General features: G+C 67.3%; 15 protein-coding genes. 9 read left to right on the top strand and 6 right to left on the bottom strand.

The window, feature by feature from the left end; genetic code table 11:
* Nucleotides 1-9: 9 nt before the first annotated feature.
* On the top strand, nucleotides 10-1,212 hold the full coding sequence (locus ABNQ39_RS18040) for a CaiB/BaiF CoA transferase family protein (RefSeq protein ID WP_376962318.1): 1,203 nt from the start codon (nucleotides 10-12) through the stop codon (nucleotides 1,210-1,212).
* Nucleotides 1,213-1,269: 57 nt separating this feature from the next.
* Here the strand turns inward: ABNQ39_RS18040 and ABNQ39_RS18035 are convergent, their stop codons facing one another.
* Nucleotides 1,270-2,310, bottom strand: a complete 1,041-nt coding sequence (locus tag ABNQ39_RS18035) for a zinc-dependent alcohol dehydrogenase family protein (protein ID WP_376962316.1) — start codon at nucleotides 2,308-2,310, stop codon at nucleotides 1,270-1,272.
* 135 nt (nucleotides 2,311-2,445) lie between these two features.
* Between ABNQ39_RS18035 and ABNQ39_RS18030 the strand changes: the two genes are divergently transcribed.
* Nucleotides 2,446-2,913 (top strand): Lrp/AsnC family transcriptional regulator, encoded by a 468-nt coding sequence (locus tag ABNQ39_RS18030; protein WP_376962314.1) that lies wholly within the window; start codon nucleotides 2,446-2,448, stop codon nucleotides 2,911-2,913.
* Between the two features lie 90 nt (nucleotides 2,914-3,003).
* On the opposite strand, the gene ABNQ39_RS18025 is transcribed toward ABNQ39_RS18030, so the two are convergent.
* Nucleotides 3,004-4,779, bottom strand: a complete 1,776-nt coding sequence (locus tag ABNQ39_RS18025) for a methyl-accepting chemotaxis protein (protein ID WP_376962312.1) — start codon at nucleotides 4,777-4,779, stop codon at nucleotides 3,004-3,006.
* A 501-nt stretch (nucleotides 4,780-5,280) separates the two neighbouring features.
* On the opposite strand from ABNQ39_RS18025, the gene ABNQ39_RS18020 reads away from it, so the two are divergent.
* Entirely contained in the window at nucleotides 5,281-6,183 is a 903-nt protein-coding gene (locus tag ABNQ39_RS18020) for a DMT family transporter (protein WP_376962310.1), read from the top strand.
* 19 nt (nucleotides 6,184-6,202) lie between these two features.
* Here the strand turns inward: ABNQ39_RS18020 and ABNQ39_RS18015 are convergent, their stop codons facing one another.
* Genes ABNQ39_RS18015 through ABNQ39_RS18005 form a run of 3 tightly spaced genes read right to left on the bottom strand, consistent with a single transcriptional unit; the run spans nucleotide 6,203 to nucleotide 9,020 of the window.
* Nucleotides 6,203-6,577 (bottom strand): hypothetical protein, encoded by a 375-nt coding sequence (locus tag ABNQ39_RS18015; protein WP_376962308.1) that lies wholly within the window; start codon nucleotides 6,575-6,577, stop codon nucleotides 6,203-6,205.
* Between the two features lie 35 nt (nucleotides 6,578-6,612).
* Nucleotides 6,613-7,914: a hypothetical protein gene (locus ABNQ39_RS18010; RefSeq protein ID WP_376962306.1), complete on the bottom strand. Its 1,302-nt coding sequence runs from the start codon at nucleotides 7,912-7,914 to the stop codon at nucleotides 6,613-6,615.
* A gap of 2 nt (nucleotides 7,915-7,916) precedes the next feature.
* A complete protein-coding gene (locus tag ABNQ39_RS18005) occupies nucleotides 7,917-9,020 on the bottom strand; it encodes a hypothetical protein (protein ID WP_376962304.1) in 1,104 nt (367 codons plus the stop codon).
* A 214-nt stretch (nucleotides 9,021-9,234) separates the two neighbouring features.
* Here ABNQ39_RS18005 and ABNQ39_RS18000 point away from each other — a divergent pair, with 214 nt between their 5' ends.
* From ABNQ39_RS18000 to ABNQ39_RS17985, 4 genes are all read left to right on the top strand, one after another.
* Nucleotides 9,235-11,259, top strand: coding sequence for an AsmA family protein (locus tag ABNQ39_RS18000; RefSeq protein ID WP_376962302.1), 2,025 nt, complete (start codon nucleotides 9,235-9,237; stop codon nucleotides 11,257-11,259).
* Between the two features lie 70 nt (nucleotides 11,260-11,329).
* Nucleotides 11,330-13,105: an SLC13 family permease gene (locus ABNQ39_RS17995; protein WP_376962300.1), complete on the top strand. Its 1,776-nt coding sequence runs from the start codon at nucleotides 11,330-11,332 to the stop codon at nucleotides 13,103-13,105.
* A 116-nt stretch (nucleotides 13,106-13,221) separates the two neighbouring features.
* Nucleotides 13,222-13,701, top strand: a complete 480-nt coding sequence (locus tag ABNQ39_RS17990; protein ID WP_376962298.1) for a hypothetical protein — start codon at nucleotides 13,222-13,224, stop codon at nucleotides 13,699-13,701.
* 135 nt (nucleotides 13,702-13,836) lie between these two features.
* The gene (locus tag ABNQ39_RS17985) at nucleotides 13,837-14,127 is read left to right on the top strand and encodes a hypothetical protein (protein ID WP_174469996.1); all 291 of its coding nucleotides are present in this window, start codon (nucleotides 13,837-13,839) and stop codon (nucleotides 14,125-14,127) included.
* 52 nt (nucleotides 14,128-14,179) lie between these two features.
* Here the strand turns inward: ABNQ39_RS17985 and ABNQ39_RS17980 are convergent, their stop codons facing one another.
* Nucleotides 14,180-15,211 (bottom strand): purine-nucleoside phosphorylase, encoded by a 1,032-nt coding sequence (locus ABNQ39_RS17980; RefSeq protein ID WP_376962296.1) that lies wholly within the window; start codon nucleotides 15,209-15,211, stop codon nucleotides 14,180-14,182.
* Nucleotides 15,212-15,415: 204 nt separating this feature from the next.
* Between ABNQ39_RS17980 and ABNQ39_RS17975 the strand changes: the two genes are divergently transcribed.
* On the top strand, nucleotides 15,416-16,579 hold the full coding sequence (locus ABNQ39_RS17975; protein WP_376962294.1) for an aminotransferase: 1,164 nt from the start codon (nucleotides 15,416-15,418) through the stop codon (nucleotides 16,577-16,579).
* Between the two features lie 164 nt (nucleotides 16,580-16,743).
* A complete protein-coding gene (locus ABNQ39_RS17970; protein ID WP_376962292.1) occupies nucleotides 16,744-18,402 on the top strand; it encodes a sensor histidine kinase in 1,659 nt (552 codons plus the stop codon).
* The last annotated feature ends 72 nt before the right edge of the window (nucleotides 18,403-18,474 follow it).

The following is an 18,474-nucleotide window of genomic DNA, read 5'->3' as shown; positions in this document are numbered from 1 at the left end:
GAAGACACCTTGGCCGGACCCTTGTCGCACATCCGGGTGCTGGAGCTGTCGCGCGTGCTGGCCGGGCCGTGGTCGGCGCAGACGCTGGCCGATCTCGGTGCCGACGTGATCAAGGTGGAACGGCCGGGTGCCGGCGACGATACCCGTGCCTGGGGGCCGCCCTGGGCCGGCGACCAGTCGGCCTATTTTCTGTCGACCAACCGCGGCAAGCGGTCGATCACCATCGACTTCGAACGGCCGGAAGGGCAGGAGCTTGTCCGCAGGCTTGCCGCCCAGGCCGACGTCGTCATCGAGAATTTCAAGGTTGGCGGGCTGGTCAAATACGGCCTCGACTATGACAGCCTGAAGGCGGTCAACCCACGGCTGGTCTATTGCTCGATCACCGGCTTCGGCCAGACCGGGCCGTACCGCAACCGGGCCGGCTACGACTTCATGATTCAGGGCATGGGCGGGCTGATGAGCATCACCGGCCAGCCCGATGGCGAGCCGGGCGGCGGTCCGGTCAAGGTCGGCGTCGCAGTGACCGACATCTTCACCGGCCTCTACGCCACCATCGGCATCATGGGCGCGCTCGCCCACCGCGACCGCACCGGCGAGGGGCAGCAGGTCGATCTGGCCTTGCTGGATGTGCAGGTGGCGGTGCTGGCGAACCAGGCGATGAACTGCCTGGTCGGCGGCAAGGCGCCGCAGCGGCTCGGCAACGCCCATCCCAACATCGTGCCCTATCAGGCCTTCGCCACCCGCGACGGCTACATCATCCTGGCGGTCGGCAACGACGGCCAGTTCGCCAAGTTCTGCACGGTCGCCGGCCGGCCCGATCTGGCCAAGGACGAACGCTACGCCACCAACCCGGCCCGCGTCGCCAACCGCAAGGAGCTGGTGGCCCTGCTGGAAGAACTGATCCGCACCCGCGACAGCCACGACTGGCTGGACGCGCTGGAGCAGGTCGGCGTGCCCTGCGGCCCGATCAACGATCTGGCGGCGGTTTTCGAAGATCCGCAGGTCAAGGCCCGCAACATCCACCAGGATCTACCGCACCCGACCCAGGGCAGCGTGCCGACGGTGGCGAGCCCGATCCGCTACAGCGGCACTCCGCTGGTCCACGACACCGCCCCGCCGACGCTGGGCCAGCACACCGACACGGTGCTGGCCGAGGCCCTCGGCCTGGGCGAGGCCGACATCGCCGCCCTGCGCGAGAAGGGCGTGATCTGATCGCCGAAGATCGGCCGGAAAGCGCGAGCTTTCCGGCCCCATCATTGAAAGCCGGCTTCAGAACTCCGTCACCACGGTGACGCCGGTGCCCTCGAACCTGTCCATGCTCATCAGGGCGTCGATGGACTGTTCCAGCGTGATCGTCCGGCCGATCAGCTTCTCCGGCGCCAGCTTGCCGGACCGCATCATCTCCAGCATCGCGTCATAGCGGTGAGCCTGCATGCCGTGGCTGCCGAGGATCTCCAGTTCGTTGGCGATGACGCGGCTCATCGGAATCGCCGGCGTGCTGTTCTCGGCCAGCATCAACCCGACCTGCACATGCTTGCCCCGCTTGCGCAGGTTGCTGATCGAGTTGAAGCAGGTGGTGGGATGGCCCAGCGCGTCGAGCGAGACATGGGCGCCGCCGCGGGTGGTCTCGATCACCGCTTCGGCGACCTCCCTGACCTCCGACGCGTTCACCGTGGCGACGGCGCCGAGCGCGCGGGCCAGGGCGAGCTTGTCCTCGGAAATATCAATGGCGACGACGTTGGCGCCCACCGCATTGGCGATCATGATCGCCGAAAGGCCGACGCCGCCGCAGCCGTGAACGGCGACCCACTGGCCGGCGGAGGCCTTGCCCTGGTCGATGACGGCGCGGAACGAGGTGACGAAGCGGCAGCCGAGGCTGGCCGCCGTGGTGAAGTCCATGCTCTCCGGCAGCCCCACCAGATTGATGTCCGCCTGATGCAGGCCGACATACTGGGCGAAGGAGCCCCAATGGGTGAAGCCGGGCTGGAACTGACGGTCGCAGACCTGATGGTTGCCGGAATGGCATTCGGGACAGGCGCCGCAGCCGCCGACGAACGGGACCGTCACCCGGTCCCCGACCTTCCATTTCGTCACGTCCCTGCCGACCGCCTCGATGATGCCGGCCAACTCGTGGCCGGGAACATGGGGAAGCTGGATGTCGGTGTCATGGCCGACCCAACCGTGCCAGTCGCTGCGGCAGACGCCGGTTGCCATCACCTTGACGACGACGCCATGCGGCTCCGGCGTCGGATCGGGCACGGTCATGATTTTGGGCGGGGCGGAAAATGCCTCGTAGACCACGGCTTTCATCGGGGGACTCCGTCTGGACGCTCCCCGCAGTCTACGACGGACCCGCTGAAATTGGCTTTCAATTGAAGATCGGCAGAACCGGAGATATGAAGGGCTCTTTCTTCGAATGGCTTGATTGCGAAGGAGTCCTTCAGCATGGCCCCGTTGGATAAAATGGATGCCGCGATTGCCGACCGACTGCAACAGGATGGCCGGCTGTCGAACGCCAAGCTCTCCGAACAGCTGGCGCTCAGCGAGGCGTCCTGCTGGCGGCGGCAGAAGCGTCTGGAGGAAAGCGGGGTGATCAAGGGCTATCAGGCGGTTCTCGACCGCCGCAAGCTCGGCTTCGGCGTCATGGCCTTCGTGCAGATCGTCTGCACCCAGCACGGCGAGGAGGTGACCGCGGCTTTCGAGGCGATCATCCAGGGTTGCCCCTCCGTACTGAGCTGCCACAACACCACCGGAGAGGCGGATTTCCTGCTGGTTGTCGTCGCGCGCGATCTCGACGATTACAGCGGCTTCGTCGACAGGGTTCTGCGAAAGCTGCCGGGGGTCGCCAGCATCCGGTCGAACCTGTCGCTGCGCGAGATGAAGGAGACCAACCGGTTGCCCGTCGCCGGGTAGCGTGGCATCGGCGATGGTGCGATGCCGAGGCGGGAGAGGTCTAGCCGATGTACTGACCTTTCCCGCCCACGGGACCGAGCGACGCCTCGGTCAGGCGGCGCGGACGCCTCGGAGGAACTCGTCGACCGCGGAGCTGAGCGTCCTGGCTTCGCGCGACAGTTCGCCGGCGGCGTCAAGAACCTGACCGGCCATGCTGCCGCTGAGGGTCGCGGCCTTCTGCACCTCGCTGACGTTGCTGGAAACCTCCATGGTGCCCGAGGCCGCCTGGGTCACATTGCGCGAGATTTCCCCGGTCGCCGCGTTCTGCTCTTCGACCGCCGAGGCGATCGCGGTGGCGATTCCGCTCATCTGCGTGATCGTCCCGCCGATCCCCTTGATCGCGTCGACGGCTTCGGAGGTCACCGCCTGCATCGTCGCGATCTGCGTGGCGATCTCGTCGGTCGCGCGGGCGGTCTGGGTGGCGAGGTTCTTCACCTCCGAAGCGACGACGGCGAAGCCCTTGCCGGCGTCGCCCGCCCGGGCCGCCTCGATGGTGGCGTTCAGCGCCAGCAGGTTGGTCTGGCCGGCGATGCTCTGGATCAGCGTCACCACCTCGCCGATCTTCTGCGCGGCGTTCGCCAGACCGGCGACGGTGTCGTTGGTCCGCTCCGCATCCCTGACCGCCTGGGCGGAGATCTGGGACGAGGTGCTGACCTGCTTGGAGATTTCGACCAGCGAAGCCGACATCTCCTCGGCGGCGGCGGCGACGGTCTGGACGTTGGCGGAGGTCTGTTCGGCTGCAGCGGCCGAGGCGCTGGCCTGCTGGCTGGTTTGTTGCGCCGTTCCGACCATCGTCGTGGCGACCGACTGCATGTTGCCGGATGCCGTGGCGACGCTTTCCACCACGCCCTTGACGCTGGCTTCGAAACTGCGGGCCAGCGCCGCCATCGACGCCTTGCGGTCCGCCTCCGCCTTCGCCTTCAATTGCTCCTGTTCGGCCTCCAGGCGGGTATTCTCGATGGCGTTCCGCTTGAACACTTCGACGGCCTGCGCCATCGCGCCGATCTCGTCGTGGCGCTGCTGCCCCTCGATCTGCACGCCGTTGTCGCCGGCGGCCAGCCGTCCCATGACGGCGGTCATGTCGCGGATCGGCGTGGCGATGCCGCGCGACAACAGGATGCCGGCCGCTATCGCAAGGATGATCATGCCGCCGCTGCCGGCGAGATTGACGGTGTAGGAGGTGGAAAAGGCGTCGGCCTGATCGACGGCGCGCTTGGCGAGGAGATCGCGCTCCGTCTTGTCGATCTCCGCGATTTTGCCGCGCAGACCGTCCATCGACTCCTTTCCTGCACCCGAAGCCGCCAGGGTGAGCGCCTGCTCGCGAGTTTCGGGATTCGCCATGAGCGCGATCTCCCTTTCGGCGACCGTGGTCAGCCACGTCCGATAGAAGCGGTCGATCTCGGTGAGACGGGCCTGCTGCGCCGGATTGTCCGCAGTCAGCTGCTTCGCCTTCGCAAAGCTATCCACATAGCTGCGCTGGCCCGCCCGATACGGCTCCAGGAACTTGTCGTCGCCGGCAATGAGATAGCCACGGACCCCGGTTTCCTGGTTCACCACGTCTCCCAGGAGCCTATTGACCTCTTCGAGCACCTCGTATGTGTGGGCCGTCCAGCCACTCGACGTCTCGATGAACGAAAGCTTCGAATAGCTGGAAAGCGCGACGGCGAGGGCAATCGCAACCAGGGACGCGAAAGCGCCGGTAAGCTTCTTGGCGATGGAAAGATTTGAAAGATTCAACATGGCCTGATCCTCTTCGAAGCCATACGCCAGGAGTGCGCTGGGGATGCGCCCTAATGCGGCGACAACGATAAACCAAAACAAGGCCATTAGGCCTTTAGGGTGATTGATGAAAAATACCCTATCTCAAAGATAAAGCATGGTTAAAATGTGCAGACCGCATAAATATTTATTCACCCTGTTGATATTTGTCATATTCTGATAGATATTCACAATTATTCATTAGAATAAAAAAAGAAATCCGCAATCTGAAGTTTCCCTTCGTTTTTGGAAGAAAAATTCTACACATGATAATTTAATTTCTTCATTTTGGAGTGCTGTAGCCTCGCCAAGTTGCGGAAATCCCGGTCAAACTTTGGACGTGGACAATCCCGTGCCGCCTTGCCCGAAGGGCATCGCCGTCGCACGGTCACGAAGGGCATCGCCGTCGCACGACGGCGCCAGCGCCCATTTGTCATTGCTCCCGTCCCGCGCGGAGGGGTTGCGTTCGCTCGGCAATCCCGCAATATGCCGGCCCCGCAACCGGCTCATTTGCAGGCCATGGCCTGCGGCCTTCGAAATCAGCCCTTAACCAATTCCCGGACCCCTTCCATGACCGCGGCACCCGCGACCGACACCCGCCGTGGCATCCTGATGATGCTGGGCGGGATGACGCTCTTCACGCTGAACGACGCGCTCGGCAAGTGGCTGGTGGCCGACCATCCGGTCGCCATGCTGCTGGCCGTGCGCAGCCTGTTCGGGCTGGCGGTGCTGGCGCCGATGATCTGGCGCGAGGGCATCGCTGCGGTCTTCGCGGTGGACCGGCTGCCGCTGCACATCCTGCGTGTGCTGCTGATGACGGTGGACGTCGCCTGCTTCTACTGGGCGGTCGGTTATCTGCCGCTGGCCGACGTGATGACCATCTACATGTCGGCGCCGCTGATCGTCACCGCGCTGTCGGTGCTGGTCCTGCGGGAAAGCGTCGGCTGGCGCCGCTGGGTGGCGGTGCTGGTCGGCTTCGTCGGCGTCGTCATCGTGCTGAACCCGACCGGCCGCTTCGACCTGTGGCCGTCGCTGGTGGCGCTGATCGGCGCCTTCATCTTCTCCAGTGGCGTGATCTCCACCCGCGTCCTGCGCTCCGCCTCCAGCCTGACGCTGGTCGGCAACCAGATGGTCGGCGGCCTGCTGATCGGCGGGGTGACGCTGCCCTGGACCTGGGAGGCGCCGGGCTGGCTCGGCTTCATCCTGCTGGGGCTGCTGGGCGTCACTGCGCTGGCCGGCCACGCCATGATGAACCGCTCGCTGCAACTCAGCCCGGCCGCGGTGGTGGTGCCGTTCCAGTATGTGTCGATCCTGTGGGCGGTGATCCTCGACCTTGCGGTCTGGGGCACGGCCCCCACCGCGCGCATGGGGGTGGGCGCGGCATTGATCATCGGCAGCGGCCTGTTCATCGTCTACCGCGAACAGCGCCTCAAGCGCGGCGTCGCCGCCGAAGGCGTGGCGGAGGTGCCGTGAGCTGCCGTGAGGTTTTGCCTTACAGCGCGAAATAGCGCGGCACCAGCCTGACCGTCACCGGGTCCACCGGACGCCAGCCATAGTCGTGGATGACGTCGTTGGATTCCACCGGGCGCCGCCCGTCCGCCAGCGACCAGGTGATGTGGTAGGTCGATCCGTCCGGCCGGTCGCTGGCGCCGTCGACGGCGACGACCAGCGCCTGCACCCCCTCGCCGTCGTCGGCATAGCCGATCACGTCGGCCTCGGTGGCGGCGGGCAGCGGCTCCTGCGGGCCGACGCCGAAGGTCAGGGTCACATGGTCGGCGACCAGCCTCTCATAGCGGGGCGGAACCAGGGCCAGCAGGCGCCCGCGCTCGTCCGGCGGCAATTCCCACCCGGTGTATCCCGATCCCATCGCCCGCTCCTCCGAACCGCAAGGTGCCGGCACGCTCACCGCCGGCCGCCGCTCATGATGTCGTCCATGATCTTATTCGCTTCGGCCGGTCCGGCAATCAGTTCGATCATGCGGATGGCGGTGTAGCCGGTGCGGCTGTTGCCGGCCGGTCCGGCCAGCGCCTGCTGCGCTTTTGCCGTCAGCGAGGCGGTGGTCTTCTGCGTCATCTCCCGCAGCTCGCCGCGCAGCCCCAGCGTATCGGCGATGGTCGCGCATTTGCGCAGCGCACGGGCGTGGTTCTCCGCCTGGGCCAGCTGGGCGCGTCCTTCGCTGCCGCCCTCCAGCGCGCCGATGGCGGCGACGATGCCGGCATCGGCATCCTGCAACACCTGGGACTTCACCATGGCGTGGACCGAGCTGCGGACCTGCTTCAGCCGCTGGTCGAACTCCTTGTTGCGGCTGTGTTCCATCGCCGTCCGCGTGGCGTCCAGGCTGGCGACGAGGTCGAGCGCCAGATCGGCTACCGCCATGCGGTCGCTGGCCGGGGTGTCCTGCCAGCTGCGCGAGCGGTCCTCGATTTGGGCGACGACGGTGCCGCTCAGCTGCATGAACAGGGCGGCGCGGTCGGCCGACTTCTGGCCCAGATCCATGTCCCAAAGCCCGCTCAGCAGCACCGACGGATCGGTCAGGCGCGAGGCGGCGAGCAGGATGAAGATCTTCAACGATTCCGGTCTAGCGCGCGACAGCCGGCGGCCGATGGTCTGGATCGCCTCGATATGGTCGCCATGGAGCTTCGGCACCGGCTTGGGCGACAGCGCCGCCTTCAGCTCCATGATCTCGGGCGCGATGGACAGGATGATGGCGATGTCCGCGAGCGCCCGCATCCGGTTGGGGTTCATCCGCAGGTCGAGCGCTTCGCTGAAATGCCCGGACACCGCCCCCTGGGCGATGGTCGTCACCGCCGCGGCGCATTCCCCCCAGAAGGCTTCGGCCAGCGCCTTGCGCTCCGGCCCGTCCTGCAGGGCCGGGCGGAAGGCGCGCATGTGCTCCTTGCCGACCTGCGCCTCGACCAGCGGCCACAGGCTGTTCATCAGCGACCGCTCGATCACGCTCAGCGGCACCGGGTCGGCCTTGCCCAGCGCTTCGAACAGGTCTTCGAACGGATCGCAGAACAGCCGCTTCAGCGTCGGCCGGCGGTGCAGCCGCAGCTCGACCAGGCGGGGGCGGATCACGGCGATGGTGCGCTGGATGTCGGGATGGTCGTTCATCTGCTCCAGCAGATCGACGATCTGGCGGAACTTGGGCTCGTCGATGTCCAGAAGCTTGTCGCCCAGCGCGACCAGATCCTTCATCTCCATGATCAGGCCGCCCTCCCTTTGATCGTCTCGATCCGCATGACCAGATCGACATCGAGCTGGCCGCTGCGCCAGTCGACATAAGCGCGCACCGACCGCTTGTGGCTGGTGGTCAGCTTGTCCGCCAGCGTCGACTGGTCGGCGCGCCCCTCGTCCTTCGGCAGCAGGGGGATGACGCGGAAGATGTCGTGGACGGCCATGTCCTGGCTGTAGCGGTCCTGGGTCAGCGCATCGTTCCACAGCAGGATCAGGTATTCCCAGCCGTCGAGCAGCCAGGACAGCCGGCTCGACGCCTTGCGGATCTGCGGGCGCTTGGTCTCCCACTGGCGCAGCAGCACCTCGAACGATGCCATCGCCTGATCGAACTGGCCGATGACGTTGCGGGCGTGGTTGACCGTATGCTCCGCCACCTCGGCGCAGAAGCCGCCGATGGGGGCCGCCTCCGACACGTTGTCGGTCGCCCAGTCGATCATGCTGTCGCGGAACCCCTGGAGATCGCGCATCAGCCGCCGCAGCCGCGCCGGCTTGGGTGAGCTGGCCAGCCCGATGGCCTCCATCATCAGCGCCAGCTCGGCGATGCGGCCGTAGAGTTCCTTCGGTTCCAGAGCCAGACGCTGCGCCGCCTTCATCATCAGGTCGCGCGTCAGCTTCTGCCCTGCGGCGGAGGTCAGGCCGACCTTCAGGATCTCCGTCGATTCCAGGCCGACCGCCTTCAGCGCCTCGACGATCAGCTGGTAGTTGATGAGAAGCCGCTGGTCCTCGTCGTCGCCCAGCGCCGCTTCCGCCGCCGCCACGGCGCCGCCGCCGGCCAGCCCGCAGCGCGCCGCCTCCAGCACCGCCTTGCGGATGTCGTCGGGCGAACAGCCCTCGGCCTTGGCGATCAGATCGTGCAGCATCCGGTCATGCACGGTCATCGGGAAGGCCAGCGGCAGCGATTTCCACGGAACCACATAGACGCCACGCCCTTCCGACAGGTTGGGCACCAGCACTTCCAGCTGGTCGCGGCTGTCCTTGCGCACGCGGGTCTGCGCCAGCACCGGCGTGGTGAAGGCCACGGCGGCACCGCGTTCCTCGAAGGTGGACGGGGCGAAGTTGGTCAGAGAACGCATCTTGTCCTGCGGCCCTGGCTGCGGGGATGGGGCATCGTTCGATTACGGCGCTGCGATACTGAATTTTGCGTTAAATCCAATATAAGCGCCAACGGAATATATAACTTTCGGGCTGGAGCGCTGGATCTCTTGCGGTAATCCCCGCCTCCGGCCTTCGCTGTTCCGCCCCCTTGTCCGTTGTCAGGGGAAGGGACGGTGCGCGGAGGGCAGGGGGATGAAAGCGGGTGCGGGATCGGTGTTCAAATGGATCGGCTACGGCCTGCTGGGCCTCGTCGGTCTCGTTGTCGTCGGGGTCGGCGCGGTGGTGCTGCTGTTCGACTGGAACGACGCCCGTGGCTTCGTCGCCCGCCGCGCCTCGGCGGCGCTGAACCGCGAGGTCGCCATCGACGGCGACCTGCGCGTGCATCTCGGCAACCCGATCCGCATCCATCTGGAAGGGCTGCGCGTCGCCAACGCCGACTGGGCGCAGGATAGGACGATGGCGGAGATCAAGGCGCTGGACGCCTCGCTGCGCCCCTGGCCGCTGTTGCGCGGCAATTGGGAACTGCCGGAGCTGAAATTCGAGGGTCCGAAGCTGATCCTGGAAAAGAACGACAAGGGCGAGGCGAACTGGAATTTCGGCCCGCCCAACGCGGAGAAGGAGGTGGCGAAGGAGACCGTGACCCCCGACAAGCGCGGCGACATTCCGGTGATCGAACGGCTGCTGATCGCCGACGGCAGGATTCGCTACCGCGACCCAACCGGCGACATCGACATCGACAACACCATCAATACCGCCACCGGCGACAATGACAGCGACACCGTTCAACTGAACGGCAAGGGCAACTTCGCCGGCAAGCCCTTCACCCTGGCGGTCGAGGGCGGCTCGCTGCTCTATCTGCGCGACGACCCCAAGCCCTATCCGCTGAAGATCGACGCCGCCGTCGGCAAGACCAAGGGCCGCATCGAAGGGTCGGTGGCCGAGCCGGTGAAGCTGGAGGGCGTCGACCTGTCGGTGGCGCTCAGCGGCAACGATCTGGCGGAGATCTTCCCGATCCTCGGCATCCCGACGCCGAAGACCCGGCCCTACTCCATTTCCGGTCACCTGTCGCGCGAAGGGGGCCTGTGGGCCTTCCACGGCATGAATGGCAAGGTCGGCGAGAGCGACCTTGCCGGCGACCTGTCCGTCGACACCAATGGGGAGCGGCCGATGGTGAAGGCCGACCTCACCTCCAACCGGCTGGCGGCCCAGGATCTGGCCGGCCTGATCGGCGCCTCGCCGCGCGGTAGCGGCGACTACCCGACCCGCGGCAACGGCCGCGTCATCCCGGCGACCCCAGTGAATGTGGAGATGCTGCGCAACACCGACATGGATGTCCGCCTGCGCGGCAAGCGAGTGGAGGCGCCATTCGCCCCACTCCAGGATCTGGACATGCGGGTCAGGCTGGCCAACGGCGATCTGCATTTCGATCCGCTGTCGCTGGGCATCGGCGGCGGGCGGATCGCCGGCACGGTGCAGGTGGACGGCAGCCGCAAGGTGCCGGCGATGCGCACCAACCTGGACATCCGCGCGATGAAGCTGTCCACCTTCTTCAGCGAAACCTCCCTGGCGGGCCAGATCGGCGGCACGGTGGCCGGACGCATCCAGCTTGCCGGTTCGGGCAAGACGGTGGCCGACCTGCTGGGCAGCTCCGACGGCAAGATCGGCGTCGCGGTGGACGGCGGACGGGTCACCAGCCTCGCGGTCAAGGGGTTGAAGACCAACATCCTGGAAACGCTGGGCGTGGTCATTTCCGGGTCGAAGCCGATGCCTTTCAACTGCCTGGTCGGCAACATGGCGGTGCAGAACGGTGTCGCCCAGGTCGAGGCGCTGGTGCTCGACACGCCGGAAACGCTGGTCACCGGCAAGGGCCGGATCAGCCTGCGCAACGAGGCGCTGGATCTGCGCATCGTCGGCGATTCGAAGTCGCCGCAGGTCTTCGCCACCCACGTCCCGGTGCTGGTCGGCGGCACGCTGGGCAACCCGGACATCGGCGTCGATCCCACCGAGTCGGCGGCGCGGGGTGCTGCGGCGGTGGCGCTGGGCGTGCTGCTGACCCCGCTGGCCGGCGTGCTGCCCTTCCTTGACCCGGGCAGTGAGGAACAGCCACAGTGCGGCCGGCTGGTGCAGGATGCCCGGTCGCCCGACAAGGGGGCGGCGGCATCCGGCAAGTCGGGCAATGGCCGCGGGGACGGAAAGGCGTCGGGTTCGGCGCGCTGACCGGACGCAGAACCGCGTTCCCCTGTCCGATCCGGCTTCGGATCACAGGATAAGGACGCTGCCTTTCCCAATGACCATCGACCAGATGTTATCGTTCGGGATCATCGGTGCGGTGATCGCGCTGCTGATCTGGGACCGGCTGCGCTACGACCTTATCGGGATGATCGCCCTGCTGGCCTCGGTCGCCGCCGGAATCGTGCCGGCGAAGGAGGCATTCCAGGGCTTTTCCGACGACATCGTCATCATCGTCGGATCGGCCCTGGTGGTCAGCGCCGCCGTCGGCCGCTCCGGCGTGGTGGAGGCGGCAATGCGCCCGCTGACCGCGCGGATGACCGGCGTCTGGACCCAGGTGGCCGTCCTGGCCGGGGCGGTGACCATGCTGTCGGCCATCGTCAAGAACATCGGCGCGCTGGCCATCTTCATGCCCATCGCCGTGCAGGTCGCGCGGCGGAGCGGCACGCCGGTGTCGCTGCTGCTGATGCCGATGGCCTTCGGCTCGCTGCTGGGCGGGCTGATGACGCTGGTCGGCACCTCGCCCAACATCATCGTGTCGCGGGTGCGGGCGGAGATGACCGGCGAGCCCTTCCACATGTTCGACTTCACGCCCGTGGGGTTGGTGATCGCGGTGGTCGGCGTCGCCTTCCTGACGGTCGGCTACCGGCTGCTGCCGAAGGGGCGGGCGGCGGGAGCCGGGCCGGCCTTCAACATCGACGATTACACGGCGGAGGCGCGGCTGCCCGCCGGCTCGCAGTTCGTCGGCCGCACGGTGGCGGAGCTGGAGACGTTCGGGGAGAACGAGGTGACGGTCGCCGCCATCGTGCGCGAGAATTACCGCCGCTATGTCCCGTCGGGCCATTGGGTGCTGTTCGCCGACGACATCCTGGTGCTGGAGGGCGACACCACGGCGCTGGGCGATCTGGTCAAGCGTGCCGGCCTGCGCATGATGCACGACAAGGACCAGGAGGGGGTCGAGAACGAGGACGACATCGCCGTGGTCGAGGCGGTGGTGGAGCAGCGCTCCGCCATGATCGGCCACAGCATCGAGGAGGTGAACCTGCGCGAGCGGTTCGGCGCCAATCTGGTGGCGCTCAGCCGGCGCGGCCGGCCAATCCGCCAGCGGCTGCGCCGCATCCGCCTGCAATCGGGCGATCTGGTGGTGCTGCAATGCCGGCAGGCCGCCGTCTCCGACACGCTGGCCGAGCTGGGCTGCCTGCCGCTGGCCGAGCGCAACCTCGCCATCGGCCGCACGCCGAAGCGCGCCGTGGCGGTGGCGGTGCTGGGGCTGACCGTCACGCTGGTCGCCACCGGGCTGGTGCCGGTCGCCATCGCCTTCTTCGGAGCGGCGGTGGCGATGACCGCCCTGAAGGTGGTCAGCCTGCGCGATGCCTATGAGGCCATCGAATGGCCGATCCTGGTGCTTCTGGGGTCGCTGATTCCGGTCAGCGAGACGCTGCGCACCACCGGCGGCACCGAGCTGATCGCCGGCTTCCTGTCGGAGCTGTCGCAGGGGCTGCCGCCGGTGGGGGCGCTGGCGATGATCATGGTGGCGGCGATGGCGGTGACCCCGTTCCTGAACAACGCCGCGACGGTGCTGGTGATGGCGCCCATCGGCGCCAGCCTCGCCACCCATCTCGGGCTGCGGCCCGACGCCTTCCTGATGGCGGTGGCGATCGGGGCGGGCTGCGATTTCCTCACCCCCATCGGCCACCAGTGCAACACGCTGGTGATGGGGCCCGGCGGCTACCGTTTCGGCGATTACTGGCGGCTCGGCCTGCCGCTGTCGATCATGGTCGTGGTGTTCGGCACGACGGCCATCGCGATCTTCTGGCCGCTGGTGCCGCGCTGAGGCCGAGGCGCGCCGGAACCCGACCGTTCACGGGATCGTGTGTTCATGAGCGGTTCCGTGTTCCCTCCGTCTGGTGTAGGCTTCGCATCGGGGCTGAAGCCTGACGGGAGGCGGAAATGTCGGTGTGGCGCCGCTATCTGGTGAAGGACGTGACCGGCCGGCTGGTCGATCTGCCGAGCCGCCTGCTCGACCGTGCCGACGACGGCACCGCGCCGCTGCCGCATTTCGCCGGCCGTTGCGTGGAGGTGGTGGCGGCGGTGATCGTCGGCGACCGCGAGGCCCAGGCCCGCGTCACCGAACTTGCCTTCACCAAGCTCTATTTCGACCAGATGGGCTATGTCGATGCCGCCAAGCGCGAGCGGATGATCCGCCTGATGCTGGAAAGCTGCGCCGACCGCCGCTGCCCGCCGCCGCGCCGGGGCAAAGGCCCGGACGGCTGCGCCCACCTGTCCCGCCGCGCCGTCGCCGCCCGCGACCAGCTGATCCGCGAATTCGGCTGGGAGCCCAAGCCCGCCGAACGCGACGCCGCCCTCAGCCGCCTGGACCCGGCCCGCCTGCGCGCCGCGCCGCCGGAACCGATGCGCACGCTGCATTGAAAATCGGGGCATTGAGCCCACCGGGACGGGAGAAGACGCGTTCCCACACCTGCAAAGGGGAGGGGGGCCTTTTCGACACGCTCCTCCAGGCCCATATGCGGACGAACGCAAAGCTTGGAGCCTGTCGAACCGCAGATGAGTCCTCCCGATACCGCCCAGACGCTGTCTTTCGCGCGTGTGCGACAGCTGGCCCTGATCGGCGCCGGATGCACGATCATCCTGCTCGGCCTGCTGATCGCCCCCTTGCCCGGTCCCGGCGGCCTGCCGGTGATGCTGCTCGGCGGCGTGCTGGTGCTGCGCAACTCCGCCGACGCCCGCCGCCTGTTCGTACGGGGCAAGCGCCGCTACCCCCGCATCTTCAGCCCGGTCGAACGCATCCGGCTGAAGCTGCGCAACCGCCGCCTGCGCAAGATTTACGGCGAGTAGGCCGCAAGCGCCTGCCGGGCGGTTTCCCGGCAGGTGCTGACGAGTCCGTTCGTCAGGGAGCGGGCAGGGCAGGAACGCCGTCCTTCCACTGGTCCCAATGGCCGACGATGTGGTCGACCATCCGCGACCCGACCAGCTCCACATTCTCCACCGTCTCGGCGAAGCCGCCGGCGGTCTCGCCCGGCTTCGGGTCGAGGTGCTGGAGCGTGGTCTCGTTCGGGTTGCCCTGGTCGAAATTGACCGCGCCGCGCAGGCTCATCACCCGGTCGGAGCCTTGCAGCCGCTTGATGACCAGCGTGATCGCCGCCGCCTCCATCTCGGTGATGACGTAGTCGTCCGCGCCATAGAGCTTGGCGATGTACTGCGCCTGGGCCGACATGCCGGGGCCGTGGAAGAAGGTGTCGCCGGTCATGTGGGTGCCGGTGCCCACAAAAGGAGCACGCTGTGCCGCTTCCTGCGGATAACGCTTGCGGTAGGCGCGGGCGGAATCGCTGTCCTTCAGCGGCGTGTCGGCGGTCAGCCGCATCGCCCAGGACACCAGCGCCGGGTTCATCAGGAACAGCCGCACCGCCTCGTAACCCTTGCGCGGCATGAAGGTCGGCTCGCCCGGCTTGTTTTCCTCGGGTGCCCAGCGGTGGCCGAGGTCATAGTCGACCACCCAGGTCGCCCAGCTCACTTCGCCGATGGTGCCGCGCGACGGCGGGGTGCCGGCCACGCCGGTGACCATGAAATAGGCTTGCGACAGGTCGAGCTGCGGGTTCAGCAGGATCGCCTGCATCGAGGCCGACGAGCTGACCTTGCCCATGCCGAGCACCGATCCGCAGATGCCGTCGGCGTTGCAGTAGACCGGGTTCAGCGCGCCCTTCACCGCGATCGGCTCGGCCGTCTGCCAATAGCGCTCGTACCAGTGCTGAAACTCGCCGGCGCGGTCGCCGGTGTTCTTGCCGATCTCGAACATCGAGCCGACGAACACCTTGACCTTGATCGGTTCCGCAGCCTGCGCGGAACCGGCCAGCCCGAACAGGACCAGGGCCGGGACCAAAGCCGACAGGGCGGCACCGCGGCAGCGGGAAGAGAATGACATCGGAATTACACTCCTTGGGACAGAAACTTACCTGAGTATGCAACAGCCATACCATGGCCGTCTCCATCGCTCGGTGGGAGTCCAAACGATTTTGCCGACGGCAGACGACCGCTCCCCTGCGGTCAGCCCTGCGGAAGCGGGCACTGGACAGCGTCGCCCCGCAGCGGCCATCTTGTGCGTCCGTTCGCATGAGGAGGTTTTCCGGTGAAGTCGGGCAACGCGCTGCTGTCCAGCTATGGCACCACCATTTTCGAGGTCATGTCCCGCCTGTCGGAGGAGCATGGCGCGATCAACCTGGGCCAGGGATTCCCCGATGACCGCGGGCCGGCCGACGTGCTGCAAACCGCGGCCGATGCGCTGCTGACCGGGTGGAACCAGTACCCGTCGATGATGGGCACGCCCGATCTGCGTCAGGCGCTGGCCGCCCACGCCGGCCGCTTCTATGGGCTCGACGTCGACTGGAAGACCGAGACGATGGTCACCTCCGGCGCGACCGAGGCGCTGACCGCCTGCCTGCTCGGCCTGATCAATCCGGGCGACGAGGTGGTGCTGTTCCAGCCGATGTACGACAGCTACCTGCCCATCGTCCGGCTGGCCGGCGGCGTGCCGCGTTTCGTCTCGCTGAAGGCGCCGGACTGGAGCTTCAGCCGCGCCGATCTGGAGGCCGCCTTCTCTCCCCGCACCAAGCTGGTGCTGATCAACGATCCGCTGAACCCCGCCGCCAAGGTCTTCGACCGGGCCGAGCTGGAGCTGATCGCCGAGTTCGTGCAGCGCCACGATGCGCTGGCGGTCTGCGACGAAGTGTACGAGCACATCGTCTTCGACGGCCGCCGCCACATCCCGCTGATGAGCCTGCCGGGCATGCGCGACCGCTGCCTGAAGATCGGGTCGGCCGGCAAGACCTTCTCGCTGACCGGCTGGAAGGTCGGCTACGTCACCGCCGCCCCGCATTTGTTGCAGCCGGTCGCCAAGGCGCACCAGTTCCTGACCTTCACCACCCCGCCGAACCTCCAGACCGCCGTCGCCTACGGGCTGGGCAAGGAGGAGGGTTATTTCACCGGGCTCGCCGCCGGGCTCCAGGCCAAGCGCGACCGGCTGTCGGTCGGCCTCGCCTCGGTCGGCTTCGACGTGCTGCCCAGCGCCGGCACCTATTTCGTCGCCGCCGACATCTCGCGCTTCGGCTTCGACGGCGACGATCAGGCCTTCTGCCGCTGGCTGGTGGCGGAGGCGAAGGTCGCCGCCATCCCCGTCAGCGCCTTCTTCGTGGAAAACGCGCCGACCAACGTCGTGCGCTTCTGCTTCTCAAAGAAGGACGAAGTGCTCGACACCGCCATCGAGCGGCTGCGGCACCGTTTCGTGTCAAAATAGAAATCCACGGGCACAAATGGTAGGTAGACAAACAGTTCGGATATTTGACAAGTCTTAACCGATTGGCGCGATGATCGGCTCCACCCCCGCCGCATCGCGCCCGACGTTGCCGATCGGCGCTGCGGACCGGATGCGGGGGGCGGTGGAATGGCGGAGCGCAGGGCATGCCACGTCTCCCGACCTTTCGGTTCCCCTCCGTCAGGGGGCTGTCCATCCGGAACGGCATCCTGGTGGCGACCGTGCTGGCGCTGGCCGGGGTGTGGGCCGGCTATGCCCTGATGGCGTCCTCCATGCTGGAAGGCCAGATTCGGGAGGCCATCGTCAATGCCCAGACGACGGCACGCGCCTATGAGAGCAGCACCAGCCGCACCGTGCATGACGTCGACACCACGCTGCGCTCCTTCGCCGAACGCTATGCCGAAGGCGGCTTGCCCCGCGCCCGCCGCATCATCGACGACGGGCTCTACGACACCGGCCTGATCCATCATTTCAGCGTCTTCGGTCCCGACGGCGCCCAGCTTTTCCGCAGCGAGGGCATGGGGCCGCCCGAAGGGTTGGAGGGCAGCGGCCTGATCGCCTATCACCAGGGGGAGGGGCGGTCGCTGATGAAGATCGGCCTGCCCTTCAACGGCTCGGCGACCGGGCAGCCGCTGTTGCGCTTTTCCCGGCGGCTGGAGGATGCGGCGGGGGAATTCGCCGGCGTGGCGGTCGCCAATGTCGATCCCGATCACCTCTCGGGCTTCTACCGGCAGGCCGATGTCGGCCGCAACGGGGTGGTCACGCTGGTCGGGCTGGACCGGGTCATCCGCGCCCGCGGCTCCAAGGACGGCAAGGATTCGGTCGGGCTCGACAGCACCGGCTCCAATTTGTGGACCGCGGTCCAGCAGTCGGTGAGCGGGGTTTTCTGGCAGGACAGCATCGCCGACGGCATCCGCCGCGCCTACGCCTACCGGCCGGTCGAGGGCTACCCGCTGATCCTCGTCGTCGGCATCGCGGTGAAGGACATCGACGCCGCGGTCGCCGGCTTCCGCGGGCAGATGCGGATCATCGCGGCGCTGCTCGGCGTCTCCATCCTGCTGGTCGCCGCCTTCCTGCTGGTCCAGCAGCGCAACGCGGAACGGCTGGCGGCGGCGCTGGCGGTCAACCGCGATTTTCTGGCCCGCGTCAGCCACGAGCTGCGCACGCCGCTGAACGCCATCCTCGGCTTTTCCGAGATCATCAAGGACCAGATGTTCGGACAGGACGCCGGTCCGCGCTATGCCGACTACGCCCGCGACATCCATGCCTCCGGACAGCATCTGCTGACCCTGATCGACGACATCCTCGACCTGTCGCGCCTCCAGGCCGGGAGGTTCGCCTTGCTGATGGAGGATGTCGACCCGGTCGCCGCTGCCGAATGGGCGCTCCGCATCGTCGCCCCCCAGGCGGAGCAGAAGTCGATCCGGTTGGAGATCAACCGCCCGCCGTCGCCGACGCTGGTGCGGGCGGACGAGCGGGCGCTGAAGCAGATGCTGCTGAACCTGCTGGGCAACGCCCTGAAATTCACCCCGGAAAACGGGCGCGTGCTGGTCAGCGTCGCGCGCGGGGCGAGTGGCCGCTGCGTCGTCCGCGTCACCGACAACGGCATCGGCATGACGGCGGAGGAATTGCGGCAGGCCTCCGTCCCCTTCGGCCAGACCTCCGCCCTCACCACCCATCCCGGCCGCGGCACCGGCCTGGGGCTGCCCATCGTCAAGTCGCTGATCGAGGCGCATGGCGGCAGCCTCCGCATCGACAGCCGGCCGGGGCAGGGCAGCCAGGTCACGCTGGAATTCGCCGCCTGACCCTGCCGCCGCCTCCCATTTCCGACGCGCGATCAAAGCGATCTTCGGGACGGCGCCGCAAAGCCATGGCGA

Origin of the sequence: Azospirillum sp. A26, from assembly GCF_042604635.1 — a bacterium.
Taxonomy (GTDB): Bacteria; Pseudomonadota; Alphaproteobacteria; order Azospirillales; family Azospirillaceae; genus Azospirillum; species Azospirillum palustre.
The sequence above is the reverse complement of the archived record's forward strand: the minus strand, read 5'-3'. Positions and strand labels throughout refer to the sequence as shown.

Excerpts from the sequence above, each read along its gene's own strand:
- ABNQ39_RS18035 (WP_376962316.1), bottom strand. The coding sequence starts at position 2,310 with ATGAAAGCCGTGGTCTACGAGGCATTTTCCGCCCCGCCCAAAATCATG.
- ABNQ39_RS18030 (WP_376962314.1), top strand. The coding sequence starts at position 2,446 with ATGGCCCCGTTGGATAAAATGGATGCCGCGATTGCCGACCGACTGCAA.
- ABNQ39_RS18025 (WP_376962312.1), bottom strand. The coding sequence starts at position 4,779 with ATGGCCTTGTTTTGGTTTATCGTTGTCGCCGCATTAGGGCGCATCCCC.
- ABNQ39_RS18020 (WP_376962310.1), top strand. The coding sequence starts at position 5,281 with ATGACCGCGGCACCCGCGACCGACACCCGCCGTGGCATCCTGATGATG.
- ABNQ39_RS18015 (WP_376962308.1), bottom strand. The coding sequence starts at position 6,577 with ATGGGATCGGGATACACCGGGTGGGAATTGCCGCCGGACGAGCGCGGG.
- ABNQ39_RS18010 (WP_376962306.1), bottom strand. The coding sequence starts at position 7,914 with ATGGAGATGAAGGATCTGGTCGCGCTGGGCGACAAGCTTCTGGACATC.
- ABNQ39_RS18005 (WP_376962304.1), bottom strand. The coding sequence starts at position 9,020 with ATGCGTTCTCTGACCAACTTCGCCCCGTCCACCTTCGAGGAACGCGGT.
- ABNQ39_RS18000 (WP_376962302.1), top strand. The coding sequence starts at position 9,235 with ATGAAAGCGGGTGCGGGATCGGTGTTCAAATGGATCGGCTACGGCCTG.
- ABNQ39_RS17995 (WP_376962300.1), top strand. The coding sequence starts at position 11,330 with ATGACCATCGACCAGATGTTATCGTTCGGGATCATCGGTGCGGTGATC.
- ABNQ39_RS17990 (WP_376962298.1), top strand. The coding sequence starts at position 13,222 with ATGTCGGTGTGGCGCCGCTATCTGGTGAAGGACGTGACCGGCCGGCTG.
- ABNQ39_RS17985 (WP_174469996.1), top strand. The coding sequence starts at position 13,837 with ATGAGTCCTCCCGATACCGCCCAGACGCTGTCTTTCGCGCGTGTGCGA.
- ABNQ39_RS17980 (WP_376962296.1), bottom strand. The coding sequence starts at position 15,211 with ATGTCATTCTCTTCCCGCTGCCGCGGTGCCGCCCTGTCGGCTTTGGTC.
- ABNQ39_RS17970 (WP_376962292.1), top strand. The coding sequence starts at position 16,744 with ATGCCACGTCTCCCGACCTTTCGGTTCCCCTCCGTCAGGGGGCTGTCC.